Annotated in this window: 13 protein-coding genes and 1 pseudogene; 3 read left to right on the forward strand and 11 right to left on the reverse strand. The window is 73.8% G+C overall.

The genetic code is table 11. The annotated features are described in order from the left end of the window. Nucleotides 1-26: 26 nt before the first annotated feature. The 9 genes and pseudogenes from cydC to deoC all read right to left on the reverse strand — a co-directional run. A pseudogene (gene cydC, locus O7611_RS02135) lies at nucleotides 27-1,841 on the reverse strand (thiol reductant ABC exporter subunit CydC); the annotation flags it as partial. Next, nucleotides 1,763-3,442, reverse strand: a complete 1,680-nt coding sequence (gene cydD / locus O7611_RS02140) for a thiol reductant ABC exporter subunit CydD (protein WP_269696109.1) — start codon at nucleotides 3,440-3,442, stop codon at nucleotides 1,763-1,765. The pseudogene cydC and the gene cydD, both read right to left, overlap by 79 nt. Next, nucleotides 3,439-4,446, reverse strand: coding sequence for a cytochrome d ubiquinol oxidase subunit II (locus O7611_RS02145; RefSeq protein ID WP_269696110.1), 1,008 nt, complete (start codon nucleotides 4,444-4,446; stop codon nucleotides 3,439-3,441). The genes cydD and O7611_RS02145 overlap by 4 nt, the downstream gene beginning before the upstream one ends. Nucleotides 4,447-4,457: 11 nt before the next feature. Further along, nucleotides 4,458-5,705: a cytochrome ubiquinol oxidase subunit I gene (locus O7611_RS02150; RefSeq protein ID WP_194798633.1), complete on the reverse strand. Its 1,248-nt coding sequence runs from the start codon at nucleotides 5,703-5,705 to the stop codon at nucleotides 4,458-4,460. A 107-nt stretch (nucleotides 5,706-5,812) separates the two neighbouring features. Beyond that, nucleotides 5,813-6,718 carry a M56 family metallopeptidase gene (locus O7611_RS02155; RefSeq protein ID WP_121686509.1) on the reverse strand — a complete coding sequence of 302 codons (906 nt, stop codon included), beginning with the start codon at nucleotides 6,716-6,718 and terminating at the stop codon, nucleotides 5,813-5,815. Nucleotides 6,719-6,728: 10 nt separating this feature from the next. Continuing rightward, a complete protein-coding gene (locus O7611_RS02160; protein WP_120571673.1) occupies nucleotides 6,729-7,175 on the reverse strand; it encodes a BlaI/MecI/CopY family transcriptional regulator in 447 nt (148 codons plus the stop codon). Between the two features lie 568 nt (nucleotides 7,176-7,743). Next, entirely contained in the window at nucleotides 7,744-8,568 is an 825-nt protein-coding gene (locus O7611_RS02165) for an aldehyde dehydrogenase family protein (protein WP_194798630.1), read from the reverse strand. Beyond that, nucleotides 8,561-9,991, reverse strand: a complete 1,431-nt coding sequence (locus tag O7611_RS02170; protein ID WP_194798629.1) for an aldehyde dehydrogenase family protein — start codon at nucleotides 9,989-9,991, stop codon at nucleotides 8,561-8,563. Before O7611_RS02170 ends, O7611_RS02165 begins: the two co-directional genes overlap by 8 nt. A gap of 5 nt (nucleotides 9,992-9,996) precedes the next feature. Continuing rightward, the gene (gene deoC / locus O7611_RS02175; protein WP_194798628.1) at nucleotides 9,997-10,956 is read right to left on the reverse strand and encodes a deoxyribose-phosphate aldolase; all 960 of its coding nucleotides are present in this window, start codon (nucleotides 10,954-10,956) and stop codon (nucleotides 9,997-9,999) included. Nucleotides 10,957-11,092: 136 nt separating this feature from the next. Between deoC and upp the strand changes: the two genes are divergently transcribed. Then, entirely contained in the window at nucleotides 11,093-11,725 is a 633-nt protein-coding gene (gene upp, locus O7611_RS02180) for a uracil phosphoribosyltransferase (protein WP_120571672.1), read from the forward strand. A 97-nt stretch (nucleotides 11,726-11,822) separates the two neighbouring features. Continuing rightward, complete coding sequence (locus O7611_RS02185; RefSeq protein WP_194798627.1) at nucleotides 11,823-12,497, forward strand: GOLPH3/VPS74 family protein; 675 nt, start codon at nucleotides 11,823-11,825, stop codon at nucleotides 12,495-12,497. A gap of 26 nt (nucleotides 12,498-12,523) precedes the next feature. On the opposite strand, the gene O7611_RS02190 is transcribed toward O7611_RS02185, so the two are convergent. Together O7611_RS02190 and O7611_RS02195 are read right to left on the reverse strand one after the other, a co-directional pair. After that, nucleotides 12,524-14,188: a phospho-sugar mutase gene (locus tag O7611_RS02190; protein WP_269696111.1), complete on the reverse strand. Its 1,665-nt coding sequence runs from the start codon at nucleotides 14,186-14,188 to the stop codon at nucleotides 12,524-12,526. A 49-nt stretch (nucleotides 14,189-14,237) separates the two neighbouring features. Then, on the reverse strand, nucleotides 14,238-16,247 hold the full coding sequence (locus O7611_RS02195; RefSeq protein WP_194798625.1) for a serine/threonine-protein kinase: 2,010 nt from the start codon (nucleotides 16,245-16,247) through the stop codon (nucleotides 14,238-14,240). Nucleotides 16,248-16,450: 203 nt separating this feature from the next. Between O7611_RS02195 and O7611_RS02200 the strand changes: the two genes are divergently transcribed. After that, nucleotides 16,451-18,034 (forward strand): acyl-CoA mutase large subunit family protein, encoded by a 1,584-nt coding sequence (locus O7611_RS02200; RefSeq protein ID WP_135243294.1) that lies wholly within the window; start codon nucleotides 16,451-16,453, stop codon nucleotides 18,032-18,034. The last annotated feature ends 206 nt before the right edge of the window (nucleotides 18,035-18,240 follow it).

Here is an 18,240-nt window from a genome sequence, read left to right on the forward strand (position 1 = left end):
CAGGGAAAACCCCGATCGGCCGGGCGTCAGGGCGTGATCGCCAGGTAGCCGCGCTCGGCCGCCTCCTGGCGCAGCCACTGCTCCCGGTACCAGCCGGGGCGTGCCACCAGCTCGTCGTGCCGGCCGCGCTGCACGATCCGGCCGCCTTCGAGCACCACGATCTCGTCGAACCCGGCGAGGCCGCTGAGCCGGTGGCTGATCAGCAGCACCGAGTGCCCGGCCGGGGTCGCGGCGAGCGTGGAGTCCAGCACCGCGTCGGCGGCCGCCGGGTCGAGCCCCTCGGTCGGCTCGTCGAGCACCAGCACCGGCGGGGCGGCCAGCAGCGCCCGGGCCAGCGCGAGCCGCTGCCGTTGCCCGCCGGAGAGCTGCCCGCCCTGCTCGCCGACCACCGTGTCCCAGCCGTCGGGTTGTTCGCGTACCCAGTCGAGCAGGCCGGCCGCCCGGGTCGCGGCGACCAGGTCCGCCTCGGTGGCGTCCGGGCGGCCGAGGAGCAGGTTCTCCCGGACCGTGGCGTGGAAGACGTACGCCTCGGCGAGCAGGCCGCCGACCACCCGGGGCAGATGTTCGGCCGGGATCTCGGACACCGGCACGCCGCCGGCGGTGACACGGCCGGTGTCGGGGCGTACCGCGCCGGTGAGCACCGCGGCGAGCGTGCTCTTGCCGGCGCCGCTCGGCCCGACCACCGCCACCCGGCGGCCGGCCGGCAGGTCGAGGTCGAACCCGGCCAGGGCGGGGGCGGCGCCGGCCCGGTAGCGGACCGTCACGTCGGCGAACCGCACGCCGTGGCCGTCGACGGTGGGCTCCGGCGCGTCCGGTGGCGTCGCCGGGCCGGGCTCGGTGAGCAGGTCGGCGACCCGGGCCAGCCCGGCCCGCAGCTGGGTGCGCTGGCGGGCCGCCGCGACGAGCGCGAGCGCCACCTCCACGGCGGCGAGCGAGCCGACCGCGAGGACGCCGACCAGCACGCCGCCGACCTCGGCGCGCAGCGCCACGACCACCACGGCGGCGGCGGTGAGGCCGCCGACGAGGACGCCGAGCGCGTCCACCGCGAAGCCGGCCGCTGCGAGCCGGCGTTCCAGCAGGGCCAGTCGTCCGGCCCGCTCGTCGGCGGCGGCGAGCGCGGCGCCGGTGGCCCCGAACGCGGCCAGGTCGGCGGCGCCGTGGGTGAGGTCGACCGCGTCCACGGCGAGCGCGCCCCGCAGCGGGGCCACCTCGTCGGCGGCGCGGCGGGTGATCCGGGTGGCGAGCGCGGGCAGCGCCACTCCCGCCACCAGCAGTCCGAGCGCGAGCACCCCGGCGGCCGGTGGTGAGATCAGCGCGGCGACGCCGACCGCGAGCACGCTGACCAGTGCCGCCGCCGCGCCGGGCACGAGGACGCGCAGCAGCAGGTCCTGGGCCGCCTCCACGTCCGAGACCAGGCGGCTCAGCGCGTCCCCGGTACGGCGGCCGGTCTCGCGCCGGGCGGCGAGCGTGGCGAAGACGCGGGCCCGCACGTCGGTGATCATGCGAAGGACGGCGTCGTGCCCGGCGAGCCGTTCGGTGTACCGGAACACGCCCCGGCTGACCGCCAGTGCCCGGACCGCGACGATGGCCACCGTCAGCCGGTCCAGCGGCGGTCGGCCGGCGGCGCTCATCAGCAGCCAGGTGGCGGTGGCCATCAGCGCCAGGCCGGCGAACTCGGTCACGGCGGCGAGCAGCCCGGCGCCGAGCAGCCGGCTCAGGTAGGGCCGGGCCAGTCGCAGCACCGCCCGTTCCCCGCCGGGGATCATCGGGGCACCGCCGGGCCGGTGGCGGTCGGGTGCAGTTCGGTGACCCGGCCGTCCTCGACCCGCAGGATCCGGTCGGCGTCGGCGAGCAGCGCGGGCCGGTGCGCGACGAGCAGCGCGGTACGCCCGGCGACCAGCCGCCGGGTCGCGTCCAGCACGACCGCCTCGCTGGCGCTGTCCAGCCGCGCGGTCGGTTCGTCGAGCAGCACGATCGGCGCGTCCCGGAGGAACGCGCGAGCCAGCGCGACACGCTGCCGCTGACCGCTGGACAGGCCGTGACCGCGCTCGCCCAGGCGGGTGTCCAGCCCGTCGGGCAGGGCGTCCACCACCTCGTCCAGCGCGGCGCCGGTGACCGCCGCGGCGAGCGTGGCATCGGAGGTGTCCGGTGCGCCGAGGCGGATGTTGTCGGCCAGCGATCCGGCGAACAGGTGCGCCCGCTGCGGCACCCAGGCCAGCTCGCGCCGCCAGTCGTCGAGGTCGACGCCGGCCAGGTCCACCCCGTCGACGGTGACCCGGCCGGAGGTCGGTGCGACGAAGCCGAGCAGCAGGTTGAGCAGCGTGCTCTTGCCCGCGCCGCTGGGTCCGATGATCGCCACCCGGTCGCCGGGCAGGATGGTCAGCGTGACGTCGCGCAGCGCCGTGGTCCGGTCGTACGCGACTGTGACGCCCTCGAAGCGGATCTCGCCCGAGCCGCGCGGCGCCGGACGGCGTGGCTCGGCGGTGGCGGGCGCGTCGGCGGCGGAGAGCGTGAGCGCCTCGTCCAGCGCGGTGAGTCCTTCCATGCTGGCGTGGAACCGGCTGCCCGCGGCGCGCAGGGGCAGGTACGCCTCCGGGGTGAGCAGCAGCACCAGCAGCGCGGTGGAGAGCGTGAGGCCGCCGCCGAGCAGCCGGATGCCGACCGGCACCGCGACCAGCGCGACGGAGAGCGTGGCGACCAGTTCCAGCACCAGCGCGGACAGGAACGCGATCCGCAGCGTCTTCATGGTGGCCTGGCGGTGGCCGTCGGCCATCCGGCGTACCACGTCGACCTGCCCCTTGGACCGGCCGAACGCGCGCAGCGTGGGCAGCCCGGCGACCATGTCGAGGAAGTGCCCGCCGAGCAGCGACAGCCGGCGCCACTGCCGTTCGGTGGCGGCCTGCGCCTGCCAGCCGAGCAGCGCGCCGAAGATCGGGATGAGCGGGATGGTGAGCGCGATGATCAGCGCCGAGCTCCAGTCGGCGAACACGATCCGGGCCAGCACGGCCACCGGCACCGTGACGCTCAGCACGAGCTGCGGCAGGTAGCCGGTGAAGTACGGGTCCAGCGCGTCCAGGCCACGCCCGGCCAGCGTGGCGAGCTGCCCGCCCCGCTGCCCGGCGACCCAGGTCGGGCCGTGCCGGCCGACCGCGCCGAGCAGGTCGGCGCGCAGCGCCGCCTTCACCGTGGCGGCGGCCCGCGCCGCGACTGTGCCCTGCGCCCAGCTCACCAGCGCCCGCCCGGCCACAGCGGCCACGAGACCGGCCAGCGCCGGCCGGTGCAGCCGCCCGTCGAACGCCGTCGCCAGCAGCGTCGCCAGCGCGGTGGCCTGAGCGATCACCAGCAGCGCGGTGAGCCCGCCCAGCACCGCGAGCACGGCGAGGTCGCGCCGGGCCGCGGGGACCCGACGCAGCAGACGCGGGTCGAACGGGCGGCGGTTCACCAGTACACCGGTGCCCTGCCGTCGATCCGTCCCCGGAACACCCACCAGCACATCGCCTGAAAGCCTAGTAGGGCCGGCAGGAGCGGTAGCGCGAGCCATCCCAACAGCGCCAGCGTCGGGTGGCTGGCGGCCGCCTCGGCCACCGTCAGCGACGCCGCCGGGTCGCCTGCGGAGACCAGGATCCGGGGCCAGAGCGCGGCCCCGATCAGCGGCGCGGGCAGCGCCAGCGCGGTCGCGGTCGCGGCGAAGGCCGCCAGGGCCCGGCCCCGCCGCAGCGCCGCGCGGGCCGCCAGCAGCGCCGCCACGAGCGCCAACGGCAGGAGTACGGCCACAGCCGGGCGCGCCACCGCGGCGCGTACCCGATCGGAGAGCACGCCCAGGACGGTGGCCGCGCCGACCGCGACCAGTGCGGCGGGCACCAGGCCGCTCGCCAGCCGGGCGAGGGCCGGGGCCTCGGCGGCGGGCAGCCGGAGCGTGAGGAACGTCGCACCGTGCACCGCCACCAGCGCGAGCAGCGCCAGCCCGGCGGCGGCGACGAACGGGGTGGCGAGGTGACCGACACCGACCACGTGGCCGTCGGCGCTCAGCGGCACGCCCTGGAGCAGCCCGGCGAGCACCGCGCCCCAGCCCAGCGCGGCCAGCACGCAGCCGACCACCACCACCCGGTCCCAGCGGGCGCGGGCGGCGGCGGAGGCCGGGCGGCTGCGCAACTGCACCCCGGCGGTCACCAGCACCACACCGGCCAGCGCGGCGAGCACCGCCGGGTAGAAGCCGGAGAGCAGCTCGCCCTCCAGCCGGGGGAACGCGCCGAACAGGATGCCGACGGCTGCCACCAGCCAGACCTCGTTGCCGAGGAAGAACGGCCCGAGCGCGGTGAGCGTGGCCCGGCTGCCCGGTGCCGGGCCGCGCCGGGCCAGCAGCAGGCCGACGCCGTAGTCGTAGCCGCCGAGCACCAGGTAGGTGGCGAAGAAGAGGCCGAGCAGGGCGTACCAGGCGAGTTCCACGGCGGGCTCCCTCAGACGAACACGGGCTGGTGGTGGGCGTCGCTGTCGGGCGCGGGCGGGCGGCCGAGCGCGGGGTCCTGCGCGCCACGGGCCGCGTGCCGGGCCATCAGCGTCCAGTTGGTCACCGCGAGCGCGCCGAGAAGCAGACTGAACCCGATCAGCGAGGTGAGCATCAGCCCCGGTGAGACCGGCGAGACGGCCTGCGCGGTGGGCAGCAGCCCGTACGCCGCCCAGGGCTGGCGGCCGACCTCGCGGGCGATCCAGCCGAGCAGCATCGCCACGAAGGGCAGCGGCAGGCCGAGCAGGATCAGCCAGAGCGGCGCCTTCAACCTGATGATCCAGTCCCGCCAGAGCAGCGGCAGCAGCAGCCAGAGGGCGCCGAGCGTGAAGCCGATCAGGATCATGAAGCCGAGGGCGACGTCGGAGAGCACCGGCGGTGCCCAGTCGCCCGGGCCGAAGCGGGCGGTCCAGTCGGCGACGAGTGCGTCCCGGTCGGGGCCGCCGCCGAACTTGGTCGGCTGGAGCTGCCCGACCGGCCCGAACTGGGCGAAGCCGAAACCCTGGAGCATGCTGACCGCTAGGGCCGCGGTGACCAGGCCGAGCCGCAGCGAGGTGCGGAACAGCGCGTAGTCGGGGGTACGCCGCAGCAGGTGCCAGGCGCTCACCGCGGCCATCAGCAGGCCGCCGGTGACCAGGCTCGCCGAGATCACGTGGCCGAACGCCATGCCGAACGTCGGGTTGCTGAGCAGCGCGCCGAAGTCGGTGAGGTGGGCGACGCCGTCGCGGACCTCGTACCCGACCGGGTTCTGCAGCCAGGCGTTCGCCACCATGATCCAGAAGGCCGAGGCGTACGCGGTGATCGCCACGCCCCAGAGCAGCGCCAGGTGCACGCCGCGCCGCAGCCGGTGCCATCCGAAGATCCACATGCCGAGGAACGTGGACTCCAGGAAGAACGCCACCAGCGTCTCGATGGCCAGCGGCGCGCCGAACACGTTCCCGACGTAGCGCGACAGCCCGCTCCAGTTCAACCCGAACTGGAACTCCATCACGATGCCGGTGGCGATGCCGAGCACGTAATTGATCACGTAGAGCTGGCCCCAGAACCGGGTCAGTCGCTCGTACACCGGCTTGCCGGTCAGGTAGCCGGCCGTCTGCAACCCGACCAGCAGCGTGACCAGGCCGAGCGTGACCGCCACGAACAGGAAGTGGATCGACGTGGTGGTGGCGAACTGGAGGCGGGCGAGGAGCAGCGGGTCCACTGTCGTCCTCCCATGCATGGGTTGGCTCTCTTGTCGTAGCCAACCTACACGTAGCCTCGCTACCTATAGGGGCGTGCGAACCCGGAGAAGTCCCGTAGGGGGCGACGTCAGCTCAGGAACAGGGCGAACGGCAGGGAGACGAGCGTGCCGGCGACAGCCAGCGCCATCGCGCCGAGCACCCGCGGCGGGCGGTCCGCGACGAGCAGCCGCTGCACGCGTACGTCGAGGTCGCGGTCGCCGAGTCCGAGCGTGCCGGCCGGCTGGACCCGGTGCTCGGCGGCGGCGAACCGGCGCAGCGCACCGGCCAGCGGTGCGTCCGCGTGCAGCTCCCGGGCCTTGTCGTCGGCGCGCATCTCGACCAGCAACGCCACCCGCGCGTGCGCGTCCCGCACCCACCGGAACCAGGGCAGCGCCCGGCACAGCGCGGTGAACGGCAGCAGCACCAGGTCGTGCCGCTCCTGGGCGTGCGCGCGCTCGTGGGTCAGCACCGCTGCCAGCTCGGCCGGGTCGAGCAGGTCGAGCGTGCCCGCGCTCACCACCACCCGGGGACGCACCCCGGGCAGGCAGTACGCCGCCGCGCTCGGATGGTCGAGCACCAGCGCGCCGGGCACCGTCGGGTCACGCCGGGCCACCAGGTGCAGCAGCTCCCGGTGCCGGCGCTGGGCGCGGACCGCCCCGTGCAGGCTGCGTACCGTCGTGGTGAGCAGCACCACGCCGATGCCGAGACCCACGCCGACCAGGCTGAGGTGCACCGCGCCCACCCCGGCGGGCAGCGTGCCGTGGGCCAGGTCGTCGGCCAGGGCCAGCAGCGCGTACCCGGTCGCCCGGTCGTACGCGTCGAGCCCCAGCGCCATCGGCAACCCCATGGCGGACAGGCCGAGCGCCAGCCCGACCGCCTGCCAGCAGAGGATCGCCACCCGGGGCGCCCGCCAGGTCCAGCGCGCGGCGGCGAGGACCTGCGCGGTCAGCCAGCAGGCCAGGATGATCGCGGCGAAGTGCAGGGCGTACGCCACGGCAGCCGCCCTACCGGTCCGTCGCCTCGTCGAGCGCCGGCCGAACGGGCCGGGGGTTCTCGACCCGGCCGGCCGGTCCGTCCTCGACCGTCGCCCCGGCCTCGGCGCCGAGCGCGGCGCGGAGCACGTCCGCCTCCGTGCCGGTCACCGAACGGGCGAAGCGCACGAGTGCGGCGTCCCGGCTGCCGCCGAGGTCGAGGGCTTCGAGCATGAGCTGGGCGATGTGCGCCTCGCGGGTGGCGGCCGGGCGGTAACGCCAGGCGCGCCCCTCCCGCTCGCGCTGCACCATGCCCTTGCCGGCGAGCCGGTCGAGCACTGTCATCACTGTGGTGTAGGCGAGTTCCCGGCCGTCCAGGGCGTCGGCGACCTCGCGTACGGTCACCCCGCCCGACGAGGCGGGCGCCGCGTCCCACAGCACGTCCATCACCGCACGCTCAAGGTCCCCCAGCCGAGTCACCCGTCAATCCTACCCCCGGTAGTAGATCCCCTCCGCCGCCCCGGTCCCCGGTTCCGTTCGCCGTCCCTCCCTCCCGAAGATCAACACCAGCTCGGGGAGGTGGTGCGGTCCGAGGCGGCTCGATGCAGCCACCTCGCCGTGCTGGTGTCGATCACGCGGTCCTCGGGCCGCCCCGCCAAGATCCAATCCACCTCGGGGAAGTGGTGTTGTCCCGGGTCGCTCGATGCATCCACTTCGGGGATGTGGTGTTGATCGTGCTGGCCTCGTGCGCGCGCCCCGGCAAGATCCATGCCAGTTCGGGGAGGTGGTGGCATTCGGGGCGGGTTGATCGGCCCACTTCGCCGTGCTGGTGTTGACCTTGGTGCATGGGGGAGGGCGAGGTTGGTGCCGGTTCGGGGAAGAGTGGTGCTGTCCGGTGTCGGTTGGATGTGGCCACCTCGGGGAAGTGGTGTCGATCTTGCCCGGCGCGGGTGCGATCGACAACAGTCGCGGGAAGCGCGGGAACGGGAAGTGGCGGCAACCCGGCTGGGGGTGTGCCGCCACTTCGGGCCGGACCGGGCTGCGTCGGTCAGACGCCCTTCGGGTGCCAGACCGTCTTGGTCTCCAGCAGCGTGGTCATCCGGGTGATGCCGGGGTCGGCGTACCAGTCGCGGTCGGCCGGGGCCGGCCGGAGCACCCGCTTGAGGTTCTCCGCGGCCTTGATCTCCAGGTCGGCCGCCAGGTCGGCGTCGGCGACGCCGGTCAGGTCGATCGCGTTGACGTCCATGTGCGCGGCGAGCGTCGGCACGGTCTCGGTCAGCCGGCCGGTGAGGATGTTGACCACTCCGCCGGGCAGGTCGGAGGTGGCGAGCACCTCGGCCAGCGTCACCGCGGCCAGCGGCGCCGCCGGGGAAGCGGCCACCACGACCGTGTTGCCGGTGACGATCGCCGGGGCGATCACGCTCACCAGGCCGAGCAGCGCGGGTTCCTCGGGGGCGACCACCGCCACCACGCCGGTGGGCTCCGGCGCGGACAGGTTGAAGTACGGGCCGGCCACCGGGTTCGCCCCGCCGTACACCTGGGACAGCTTGTCGGACCACCCGGCGTACCAGACCCAGCGGTCGATCGCCGCGTCCACCTCGTCGGCCGGGACGCCCAGGGCGACGAACTGCTCGCGCCGGCCCTCCAGCATCTCGGCGACCCGGTAGAGGATCTGGCCCCTGTTGTACGCGGTCGCCCCGGCCCAGCCCTTCACCGCGGCGCGGGCGGCCACGACGGCGTCCCGCGCGTCCTTCCGGGAGGCAAGAGACACGTTCGCGGATTGCACGAGATACGACCGTCCCGACTCGCTGCGCGGGAACTTCCCGCCGATGAAGAGCTTGTACGTCTTGCGTACCGCGACCCGCTCAGACATTGAGGTACCCCTCCAGCCCGTGCCGGCCGCCCTCGCGCCCGTAGCCCGACTCCTTGTAGCCGCCGAACGGCGACGTCGGGTCGAACTTGTTGAACGTGTTGGCCCACACCACGCCCGCGCGCAGCCGGTCGGCCAGCCACAGGATCCGGGAACCCTTGTCGGTCCAGATCCCGGCCGACAGCCCGTACGGTGTGTTGTTGGCCTTCTCGACGGCCTCCGCCGGGGTGCGGAACGTCAGCACGGACAGCACCGGGCCGAAGATCTCCTCGCGGGCGATCCGGTGCGCCTGGGTGACGCCGGTGAAGATGGTCGGCGCGAACCAGAAGCCGCGCTCGGGCAGCTCGCACGGCGGCGACCAGCGCTCCGCGCCCTCGGCGGCCCCGGCGTCGGACAGCTCCCGGATCCGGGCGAGCTGCGCGGCCGAGTTGATCGCGCCGATGTCGGTGTTCTTGTCCAGCGGGTCACCGACCCGGAGCTGGGCCATCCGGCGCTTGAGCGACTCCAGCACCCGGTCGGCGACCGACTCCTGGACCAGCAGCCGGGAACCGGCGCAGCAGACGTGCCCCTGGTTGAAGAAGATGCCGTTGACGATGCCCTCGACGGCCTGGTCGATCGGTGCGTCGTCGAAGACGATGTTCGCGGCCTTGCCGCCCAGTTCCAGCGTCAGCTTCTTGCGGGTGCCCGCCACCGAGCGGGCGATGGCGCGGCCGACCTCGGTGGAGCCGGTGAACGCCACCTTGTCCACGCCCGGGTGCTCGACCAGCGCCCGGCCGGTGTCGCCGGCGCCGGTGACGATGTTCACCACGCCGGCCGGCAGATCGGCCTGCTGGCAGATCTCGGCGAACAGCAGCGCGGTCAGCGGGGTGGTCTCGGCCGGCTTGAGCACCACCGTGTTGCCGGCGGCCAGCGCCGGGGCGATCTTCCACGCCAGCATGAGCAGCGGGAAGTTCCACGGGATGACCTGCGCGGCCACGCCGAGCGGCTTCGGGTCGGGGCCGAAGCCCGCGTGAGGGAGCTTGTCCGCCCAGCCCGCGTAGTAGAAGAAGTGCGCGGCGACCAGCGGCAGGTCGACGTCGCGGGACTCCTTGATCGGCTTGCCGTTGTCCAGCGACTCCAGCACCGCCAGCTCACGCGAGCGCTCCTGGATGATCCGGGCGATCCGGAACAGGTACTTGGCCCGGTCCCGGCCCGGCATCGGACCCCAGACCTTCTCGTACGCGCTCCGGGCGGCGCGGACCGCGCGGTCCACGTCGTCGGTGCCCGCCTCGGCGATCTCGGCCAGCACCTCCTCGGAGGCCGGGTTCACCGACTTGAAGCTGCCGCCGGAGGCCGGGTCGACGAACGCGCCGTCGACGAAGAGCCCGTACGAGGGCTTGATGTCCACCACCGAGCGGGACTCGGGGGCGGGTGCGTATTCGAACATCGCGTTCAGTCCAGGGTGAAGTAGTCGGGGCCGGCGTAGACGCCGGTCGTCAGCTTGGTGCGCTGCATGAGCAGGTCGTTGAGCAGGCTCGACGCGCCGAACCGGAACCAGTCCGGGCTCAGCCAGTCCGCGCCGACCGTCTCGTTGACCATGACCAGGTACTTGATCGCGTCCTTGGTGGTCTTGATGCCGCCGGCCGGCTTGACGCCGACCTGGCGCCCGGTAGCGGCGCGGAAGTCGCGGACCGCCTCCAGCATCACCAGCGTCACCGGCAGGGTCGCAGCGACCGGGACCTTGCCGGTGGAGGTCTTGATGAAGTCACCGCCCGCGAGCATGGCGAGCCAGGACGCCCGCCGCACGTTGTCGTACGTGGCCAGCTCGCCGGTCTCCAGAATCACCTTGAGGTGCGCGTCCCCGCAGGCTTCCTTGGTGGCCACGATCTCGTCGTAGACCTCGGCGTACCGCCCGGCCAGGAACGCGCCGCGGTTGATCACCATGTCGATCTCGTCCGCGCCCGCCTCGACCGCCGCGCGCACGTCGGCGAGCTTGATCTGCAGCGGCGCCTGGCCGGACGGGAACGCGGTCGCCACGCTGGCCAGGTGCACGCCGCTGCCGCGCAGCACCTCCGCCACGTACGGGACCATCGACGGGTAGACGCAGACGGCGCCGACGTGCGGGCAGCTCGGGTCGGACGGGTCGGGGCGCAGCGCCTTGGCCGCCAGCGCCCGCACCTTGCCCGGGGTGTCCGCCCCTTCCAGCGTGGTCAGGTCGACCATCCGGATCGCCAGGTCGATCGCCTCGGCCTTCGCCGTGGTCTTGATGGAGCGGGTGCCGAGTTGTGCCGCCCGCTGCTCCGCGCCGACCTGGTCCACGCCGGGCAGGCCGTGCAGGAAGGTCCGCAGAGCGGTCTCGGATCGTCCCAGCTCGGTGAGGTCCGACCGAGCCGACGTCGTTGTCGCCGTCATGCCCCGAATAGTACGCACCCGCGAGTCGAGTGATCTTGCTCACGAACGACCGGTAGTGAGCGTCATACGTGAGCGGTGTCGCTGGTCGTACCGCACCCGCCCGGCGCCCGGCCGGCAAACGGTAGGTTGAGCGATCGTGGACGTAACCGTCATTGACCATCCGCTCGCCCAGACGCGGCTGACCGCCATGCGGGACGCCCGGACCGACTCGTCGTCGTTCCGGGCCGCGCTGCGCGAACTCACCACCATGCTGGTGTACGAGGCCGCGCGCTCCTTCCCGGTCGAGAAGTACTCGATCCAGACCCCGGTCACCGCCACCGAGGGCAGCCGGCTGGCGAACCCGCCGCTGCTGGTGCCGGTGCTGCGGGCCGGTCTCGGCATGGCCGACGCCGCGCTCGGCCTGCTGCCCGAGTCGTCGATGGGCTTCGTCGGCCTGGCCCGCGACGAGGAGACGTACGAGCCCCGCGCGTACATGGAGTCGCTGCCGCGCGACCTCGCCGGCCTGCCGGTGCTGGTGCTCGACCCGATGCTCGCCACCGGCGGCTCGCTGGAGCACTGCTGCCGGCTGCTCGCCGACCGCGGCTGCACCGACATCACCGTGCTGTGCGTGCTCGCAGCGCCGGTCGGCATCGAGCGGCTGGAGCGCTCCGGCCTGCCGCTGCGCCTGGTCACCGCCTCGATCGACGAGGGCCTGAACGACTCGAAGTTCATCGTCCCCGGCCTGGGTGACGCCGGCGACCGCCAGTTCGGCGGCATGCCCCGCTTCTGAGACCGGTCCGGTGCGGAGGGACGCCCTCCGCACCGTGTCCGGCCCTACCCGGCGAGTCGATGCGCGGGGGTGCGGGGAGGCGCTAGCGTTCCGGGCCATGACTGGTGTTGCGCTCGCCGAGGAGTTGCTGCTCCTCGCGTATGACGACGAAACCGGCAAGGCCACCATGCCGCGGATCAGCCTGGACCTGGGCATGGCCGCCGCGGTGCTGGTCGAGCTGGCCCTGGCCGGACGGGTCGCGTACGCGGACGGGAACCTGGCGGTGGTCGACCCGGCCCCCACCGGCGAGCCGATCGCGGACGCCGTACTCGCCAAGATCGCTGCGGACACCCCGCACACGCCGTCGTCGTGGGTGCAGCGACTGCGGCACGGGCTGCGCGACCGGATCCTCTCCGACCTCTGCGGCCGGGGCGTGGTCCGCGACGTCGACGAGACCGAGCTGGGCTTCATCCACGTGCACCGCTACCCGGTGGCCGACGCCTCGGTCGAGGCGGACATCCGGCAGCGGCTGGCCGACGCGCTGACCAGCGGGCAGCTCCCGGACGAGCGGACCGCCGCGCTCGCGACGCTGGTCGCCGTGCTGCGGATGGAACCCGCGCTCGGGCTGACCGGCTCGGCCGCCGAGGACGCCGGCCGGCGCCTGGAGGAGATCGCCGCCGGCGCCGGGTTCTCCGGCACGGTGAGCCTGGACGACAGCGTGGTACGCCCGTCGATCAGCCTGGTCATCGCCGCGCTGGGCCAGGCCGTCGACGCCGCCCTCGGCAAGCGGTGAGGAAGGCCCCTTCCTCGCAGCAGGGGTCAGAGGCCCAGGGCGGCGGCGATCTCGTTGCGCAGCTCGGTCACCGCGGCACGCGCGCGCTGCCGGGCCGCGGGCACGTCGCCGCCGGTCACCGGCTCCACCACCTCCAGGTACGCCTTGAGCTTCGGCTCGGTGCCGGACGGCCGGATCACCACCCGGGCCGCGCCGGTGCGCAGGATCACCACGTCGGCGTCCGGGAGCAGGTCGGACGCCTCGGTCACCGGCTGCCCGAGCAGCGCGGTAGGGGTGGCCGCCCGGATCCGGGCCATCGAGTCCGCGATCACCCGCAGGTCCTCCACCCGGACCGAGAGCTGCTCGGTGTGGTGCACACCGAACTCGGCTGCGAGCTCGTCCAGCCGGTCGAGGAGCGTGCGGCCCTCGGCCTTGAGACCGGCGGCCAGCTCGGCGACAGTCAGCGCGGCGGTGATGCCGTCCTTGTCCCGGACGTGCTCCGGCGCGACGCAGTAGCCGAGCGCCTCCTCGTAGCCGTACACGAGCGGCTCCCGGCCGCCGCCGGCCCGGACGATCCACTTGAACCCGGTGAGCGTTTCGTCGTAGGGCAGGCCCCGGGCCGCCGACATGGCCCGCAGCAGCGCCGACGACACGATCGTGGTGGCGTACAGGCCGGTCACGCCCCGCCGCATCAGGTGGTCGGCGAGCAGCGCGCCCACCTCGTCGCCGCGCAGCATCCGCCAGGACCCGGCGTCGCGTACGGCAACCGCGCAGCGGTCCGCGTCCGGGTCGTTGGCGATGGCCAGGTCCGCGCCGGTGCGGTCGGCGAGCGCGACCAGAAGGTCCACCGCGCCCGGCTCCTCCGGGTTGGGGAAGCTGACGGTCGGGAACGCCGGGTCCGGCTCGGCCTGCTCGGGCACCACGCCCGGCACGCCGAATCCGGCGCGTGCGAACGCGGCGGTCAGCACCGCGCCGCCGACCCCGTGCAGCGGCGTGTACGCCACCTTCAGGTCGCGCGGTCCGGCCGGGTCCACCACGGCGGCGGCCCGCTCCACGTAGGCGGCCACCAGGTCGTCGCCGAGTACCTGACCGGCCGGACCGAGCGGCACCGCCGCGAGCGGGCCGACGGCGCGGATGGCCGCCTCGATCCCGGCGTCGGCGGGCGGCACGATCTGCGCGCCGGAGCCCAGCTCACCGCCGAGCTGCGCGCCCAGGTAGACCTTGTAGCCGTTGTCCTGCGGCGGGTTGTGGCTGGCGGTGACCATCACGCCGGCGACCGCGCCGAGCTGCCGGACCGCGAACGCCAGCACGGGCGTGGGCAGCGGCCGGGGCAGCAGCAGCGCCGGACGGCCCGCACCGGTGGCGACCTGCGCGGTGCGCTCGGCGAACGCACGGGAGCCGCGCCGGGCGTCGTACCCGATCACCAGCGGGCCCTCGCCGCCCTGGGCGGCGAGCCAGCCGACGAGCCCGGCGGCGGCCTGGGTGACCACGGCGAGGTTCATGCCGTTGGGCCCGGCCCGCAGCGGGCCGCGCAGCCCGGCGGTGCCGAAGGTCAGCGGACCGGCGAACCGGTCGGCCAGGTCGGCCGCCGTGCCGGGCAGCCCGTCGAGGACCGCGCGCAGCTCGTCGCGGTCGGCCGGGTCCGGGTCGTCGTCGAGCCAGCGCTCGGCGCGTACGCGAAGGTCGTCAAGGTCAGTGGTTTCCGCCGCCATTGCCTCATGAAAGCACGGCGGCGGATCACCACCGACCGTCGGCCTCGACTCAGTTCGCCGCCGTGAGCTGGAACGAGCCGGCCATCGCGTCGAAGATCGGCTTGCTCTCGGCGAAGGTGGCGTCGCTGGAGGAGAGGTAGAACGAGTAGACCTTGCCGCCCTGGACCACGCCCCGCCACACGCCGTGCCGCTTCTCGTCACCCTCGCCGCAGGTGTACTCGAACTCGGCGGCCGGCTTACCGGCCAGCGTCGTCTCGGTCATCGCGAGCTGTTCGTAGGGCTTGGCGCACGACTTGCTCTTGTCGCGGAGGTTGCGGGAGGCGAACTCGGCCCAGCTGACCGACGTGCCGCCCCAGTTCTCGGCCAGCACCCGCACCTTGCGGCTCTCGTCCTGCGGGTCGACGTAGTCGACGAAGACGCCACCGGTCTTGCGGTCCCAGCCCTTCGGCACCTGGACGGTGATGCCCTTGACGGTCTGCTCCTGCATCTCCACCGGCGAGGCGGCGGCCGAGTTCGACGGCAGCGCGCCCACGATCGGCGGGGGAGCGTCGTCGCCGCCGCTGGTCAACGCGATCACGCTCACCAGCAGCACCACGGCGAGGCCACCGGCGGCGGCGAGCTGGACCTTGCGCGGCCACGCCTTCACCCGGCCGAGCAGGCCCTTGGCCGTGCCGAGCGGGCCGCCACCACCGGCGGCGGGTGCGGTGGCCGGGGTGGTCCACGCCTGGCCGGTGCCGGGCACCGACCACTGGTTGCCGGCGCCGTACACCGGCTGGGTGGCGTCGACGGTGCGGCCGTAAGTGGCGGGTACCGCCTGGGTCGCGTCCGCACCGGCGCCCGCCCCGAGCCGGACCGTGGCGTCCGGCGAGATGCGCTGGGTGGCGTCCGGCGTGCCCGGCCCGGACATCGCGCCGGTCGGGGTGTGCAGCGGACCGGCCAGCGCGTCGGCGCTGGTCTCGTCGAGCGCGGCGGCACCCGCTGCGGCCTTCTCGGCCTGGGGCCGCTCGCCGCGACGCAGGGCGGCGAGGCGGTCGGTGAGCGACTCGTCCGGGCCGATCATCGCCCGGCCGCCGATCTGCCCGCTCGGCTTCGGCTCCGCGGCGATCGCCGGCGGCGTGGTCGGGCGCGGCACCGGGACCACCGCGTACGGGTCGGTGACCGAGTTTACGGCGGTCGCGGTGCTGGTCAGCGGCCCGGCGAGCAGTTCGCGCAGGTTGGCGCGCGCGCGGTGCACGTCCATCCGGCGGGCCGGGTCCTTCTCCAGCAGCCCCATCAGCACCCCGGTGAGCGGGCCGCTGCGCTGCGGCGTGGCGGGCGGGTCCTCGACCACCGCGTGCATGGTCTCGATCGGGTCGCCCTTGTCGAACGGGGGCCGGCCCTCGACCGCGGTGTAGAGCGTCACACCGAGCGAGAACAGGTCGCTCGGCGGCCCGAACTCCTGGCCCATTGCCCGCTCGGGCGAGATGAAGTGCGGCGAGCCGAGCACCATGCCGGGCGTGGTGAGCTGCACGTCGGTGGGCATCCGGGCGACGCCGAAGTCGGTGAGCACGCAGCGGCCATCGGTGCAGATCAGCACGTTCGCCGGCTTCACGTCGCGGTGCAGCACGCCGATCGCGTGCGCGACCTCCAGCGCGCCGAGCAGCGCGATCCCGATCTTGGCGACGGCGCGTGGCGCGACCGGCCCGTCCTCGATCACCATGTCGGCCAGGCTGCGGGCGTCCAGCAGCTCCATCACGATCCACGGGCGGCCACCCTCGGTGACCACGTCGTAGACCTGCACCACCGCCGGGTGCTGGATCGCCGCGGCGGCTCGGGCCTCCCGCAGCGTCCGTTCGTAGAGCGCGTCGCGGTCGCTCGGGGCGAGCCCCGGCGGGAGGACGACCTCCTTGACCGCCACATCACGGCGCAGCAACGTGTCTGTGGCCCGCCAGACCGTGCCCATGCCTCCGTTGCCCACCGGGGAGCGCAGCGAGTAGCGACCACCGATGGTGGTGCCGGGCGCCGCGCGTCCAGTGGGGGGACTGGCCGGTCCGCCGCTCCACGTCGGAATCTGAGTCACAGAAAAGCCACCGGGGGATATCGAGGGGGCTGGGACACAACCCCTCTATCTTGCTGGTTCCGACGCCCGATGCGAAACCCGACGCGGCGGGCGTTTACCTACTCGACGGTATGTGGTCGGTTGCTCACCTCCGGTGGGTCGCCGCCGCGAGGTGTGCGGTATCCCTCACCCACCAGGCGGTCTGCGCGTCCTACCATCCGGTAATGAGCGATGCGCGGTCAAGCGAGTCGGGTTTCCCGATCCAGGGCGTCTACACGGCGGCAGACCTTCCGGCGGATCTGGACGCCCGGCTGGGCGAGCCGGGCGAGTTCCCGTACACCCGCGGGGTCTACCCGACGATGTACACGTCCCGGCCCTGGACCATGCGACAGTACGCCGGGTTCGGCACCGCGACCGAGAGCAACGCGCGCTACCACCAGCTGCTGCGCGCCGGCACCATGGGCCTGTCGGTCGCGTTCGACCTGCCCACCCAGATGGGGTACGACTCGGACGACCCGATCGCGCACGGTGAGGTCGGCAAGGTCGGCGTCGCCATCGACTCCATCGAGGACATGCGCACGCTGTTCGGCGGCATCCCGCTGGACAAGGTCTCCACCTCGATGACCATCAACGCGCCCGGCTCGGTGCTGCTGCTGCTCTACCAGCTCGTGGCCGAGGAGAACGGCGTGCCGGGGGCGGCGCTCAACGGCACCATCCAGAACGACATCCTCAAGGAGTACATCGCCCGGGGGACGTACATCTTCCCGCCGAAGCCCTCGCTGCGGCTGGTCGCCGACACCTTCGCCTACTGCCGGGCCGAGGTGCCGAAGTGGAACACCATCTCGATCTCCGGCTACCACATGGCCGAGGCCGGCGCGTCGCCCGCGCAGGAGGTGGCGTTCACGCTCGCGAACGGCGTGGAGTACGTCCGCGCGGCGCTCGCCGCCGGTCTGGCCGTCGACGACTTCGCGCCCCGCCTGTCGTTCTTCTTCGTGGCCCGCACCACGCTGCTGGAGGAGGTCGCGAAGTTCCGCGCGGCCCGGCGCATCTGGGCCCGGCTGATGCGCGACGAGTTCGGCGCGAAGAACCCGAAGTCGATGATGCTGCGGTTCCACACCCAGACCGCCGGCGTGCAGCTCACCGCCCAGCAGCCGGAGGTGAACCTGGTCCGGGTGGCGGTGCAGGGCCTCGGCGCGGTGCTCGGCGGCACCCAGTCGCTGCACACGAACAGCTTCGACGAGGCCATCGCGCTGCCCACCGAGAAGGCGGCCCGGCTGGCGCTGCGGACCCAGCAGGTGCTGGCGTACGAGACGGACCTGACCGCCACCGTCGACCCGTTCGCCGGGTCGTACGTGGTGGAGGCGATGACCGCCGAGGTGGAGGCGGCCGCCACCGAGCTGATGGACCGGGTCTTCGACCACGGTTCGGCGGTGGACGCGATCGAGGCCGGGTTCCAGAAGCGGGAGATCGAGCAGTCCGCGTACCGGATCGCCCAGGAGATCGACTCGGGCGAGCGGGTGGTGGTCGGGCTCAACCGGTTCCGGATCGACGAGGAGGAGCCGTACGAGCCGCTGCGGGTCGACCCGTCGATCGAGGCGGCGCAGGGGGAGCGGCTGGCCCGGCTGCGCGCCGAGCGGGACTCCGGCGCGGTGGAGCGGGCCCTGGCCGAACTGCGTGCCGCCGCCGAGGGGGACGCCAACGTGCTCTACCCGATGAAGGAGGCGCTGCGCGCCCGCGCCACTGTCGGCGAGGTGTGCGGGACGCTGCGCGAGGTGTGGGGGATCTACCGGCCCAGCGACCGGTTCTGAATCGTCCCGGCGGCGGCCCCGCCGCGCACCCTGAGTGCGCGGTGCGGGCCGCTTTCGCGTGTGCGATTCGGCGATTCGGGTAACCGGATCGGGTGAACGGGACGGACAGCCTGTGCGGTCGGCGGTCGGACGCTCGTGTCACCGTCGGGAGTCTTCCGGCAGCCGACAGTTGTCGTGCAATTGTCGGAGCGGCAGTTAATTGCCAC

Source organism: Micromonospora sp. WMMC273, assembly GCF_027460285.1.
GTDB lineage: Bacteria > Actinomycetota > Actinomycetes > Mycobacteriales > Micromonosporaceae > Micromonospora > Micromonospora aurantiaca.

Bases quoted from the DNA above. Each gene is read 5' to 3' on its own strand.
- O7611_RS02185 (WP_194798627.1), top strand. From the start codon at position 11,823: ATGACTGGTGTTGCGCTCGCCGAGGAGTTGCTGCTCCTCGCGTATGAC.
- O7611_RS02165 (WP_194798630.1), bottom strand. From the start codon at position 8,568: ATGTCTGAGCGGGTCGCGGTACGCAAGACGTACAAGCTCTTCATCGGC.
- O7611_RS02190 (WP_269696111.1), bottom strand. From the start codon at position 14,188: ATGGCGGCGGAAACCACTGACCTTGACGACCTTCGCGTACGCGCCGAG.
- O7611_RS02200 (WP_135243294.1), top strand. From the start codon at position 16,451: ATGAGCGATGCGCGGTCAAGCGAGTCGGGTTTCCCGATCCAGGGCGTC.
- deoC (WP_194798628.1), bottom strand. From the start codon at position 10,956: ATGACGGCGACAACGACGTCGGCTCGGTCGGACCTCACCGAGCTGGGA.
- O7611_RS02170 (WP_194798629.1), bottom strand. From the start codon at position 9,991: ATGTTCGAATACGCACCCGCCCCCGAGTCCCGCTCGGTGGTGGACATC.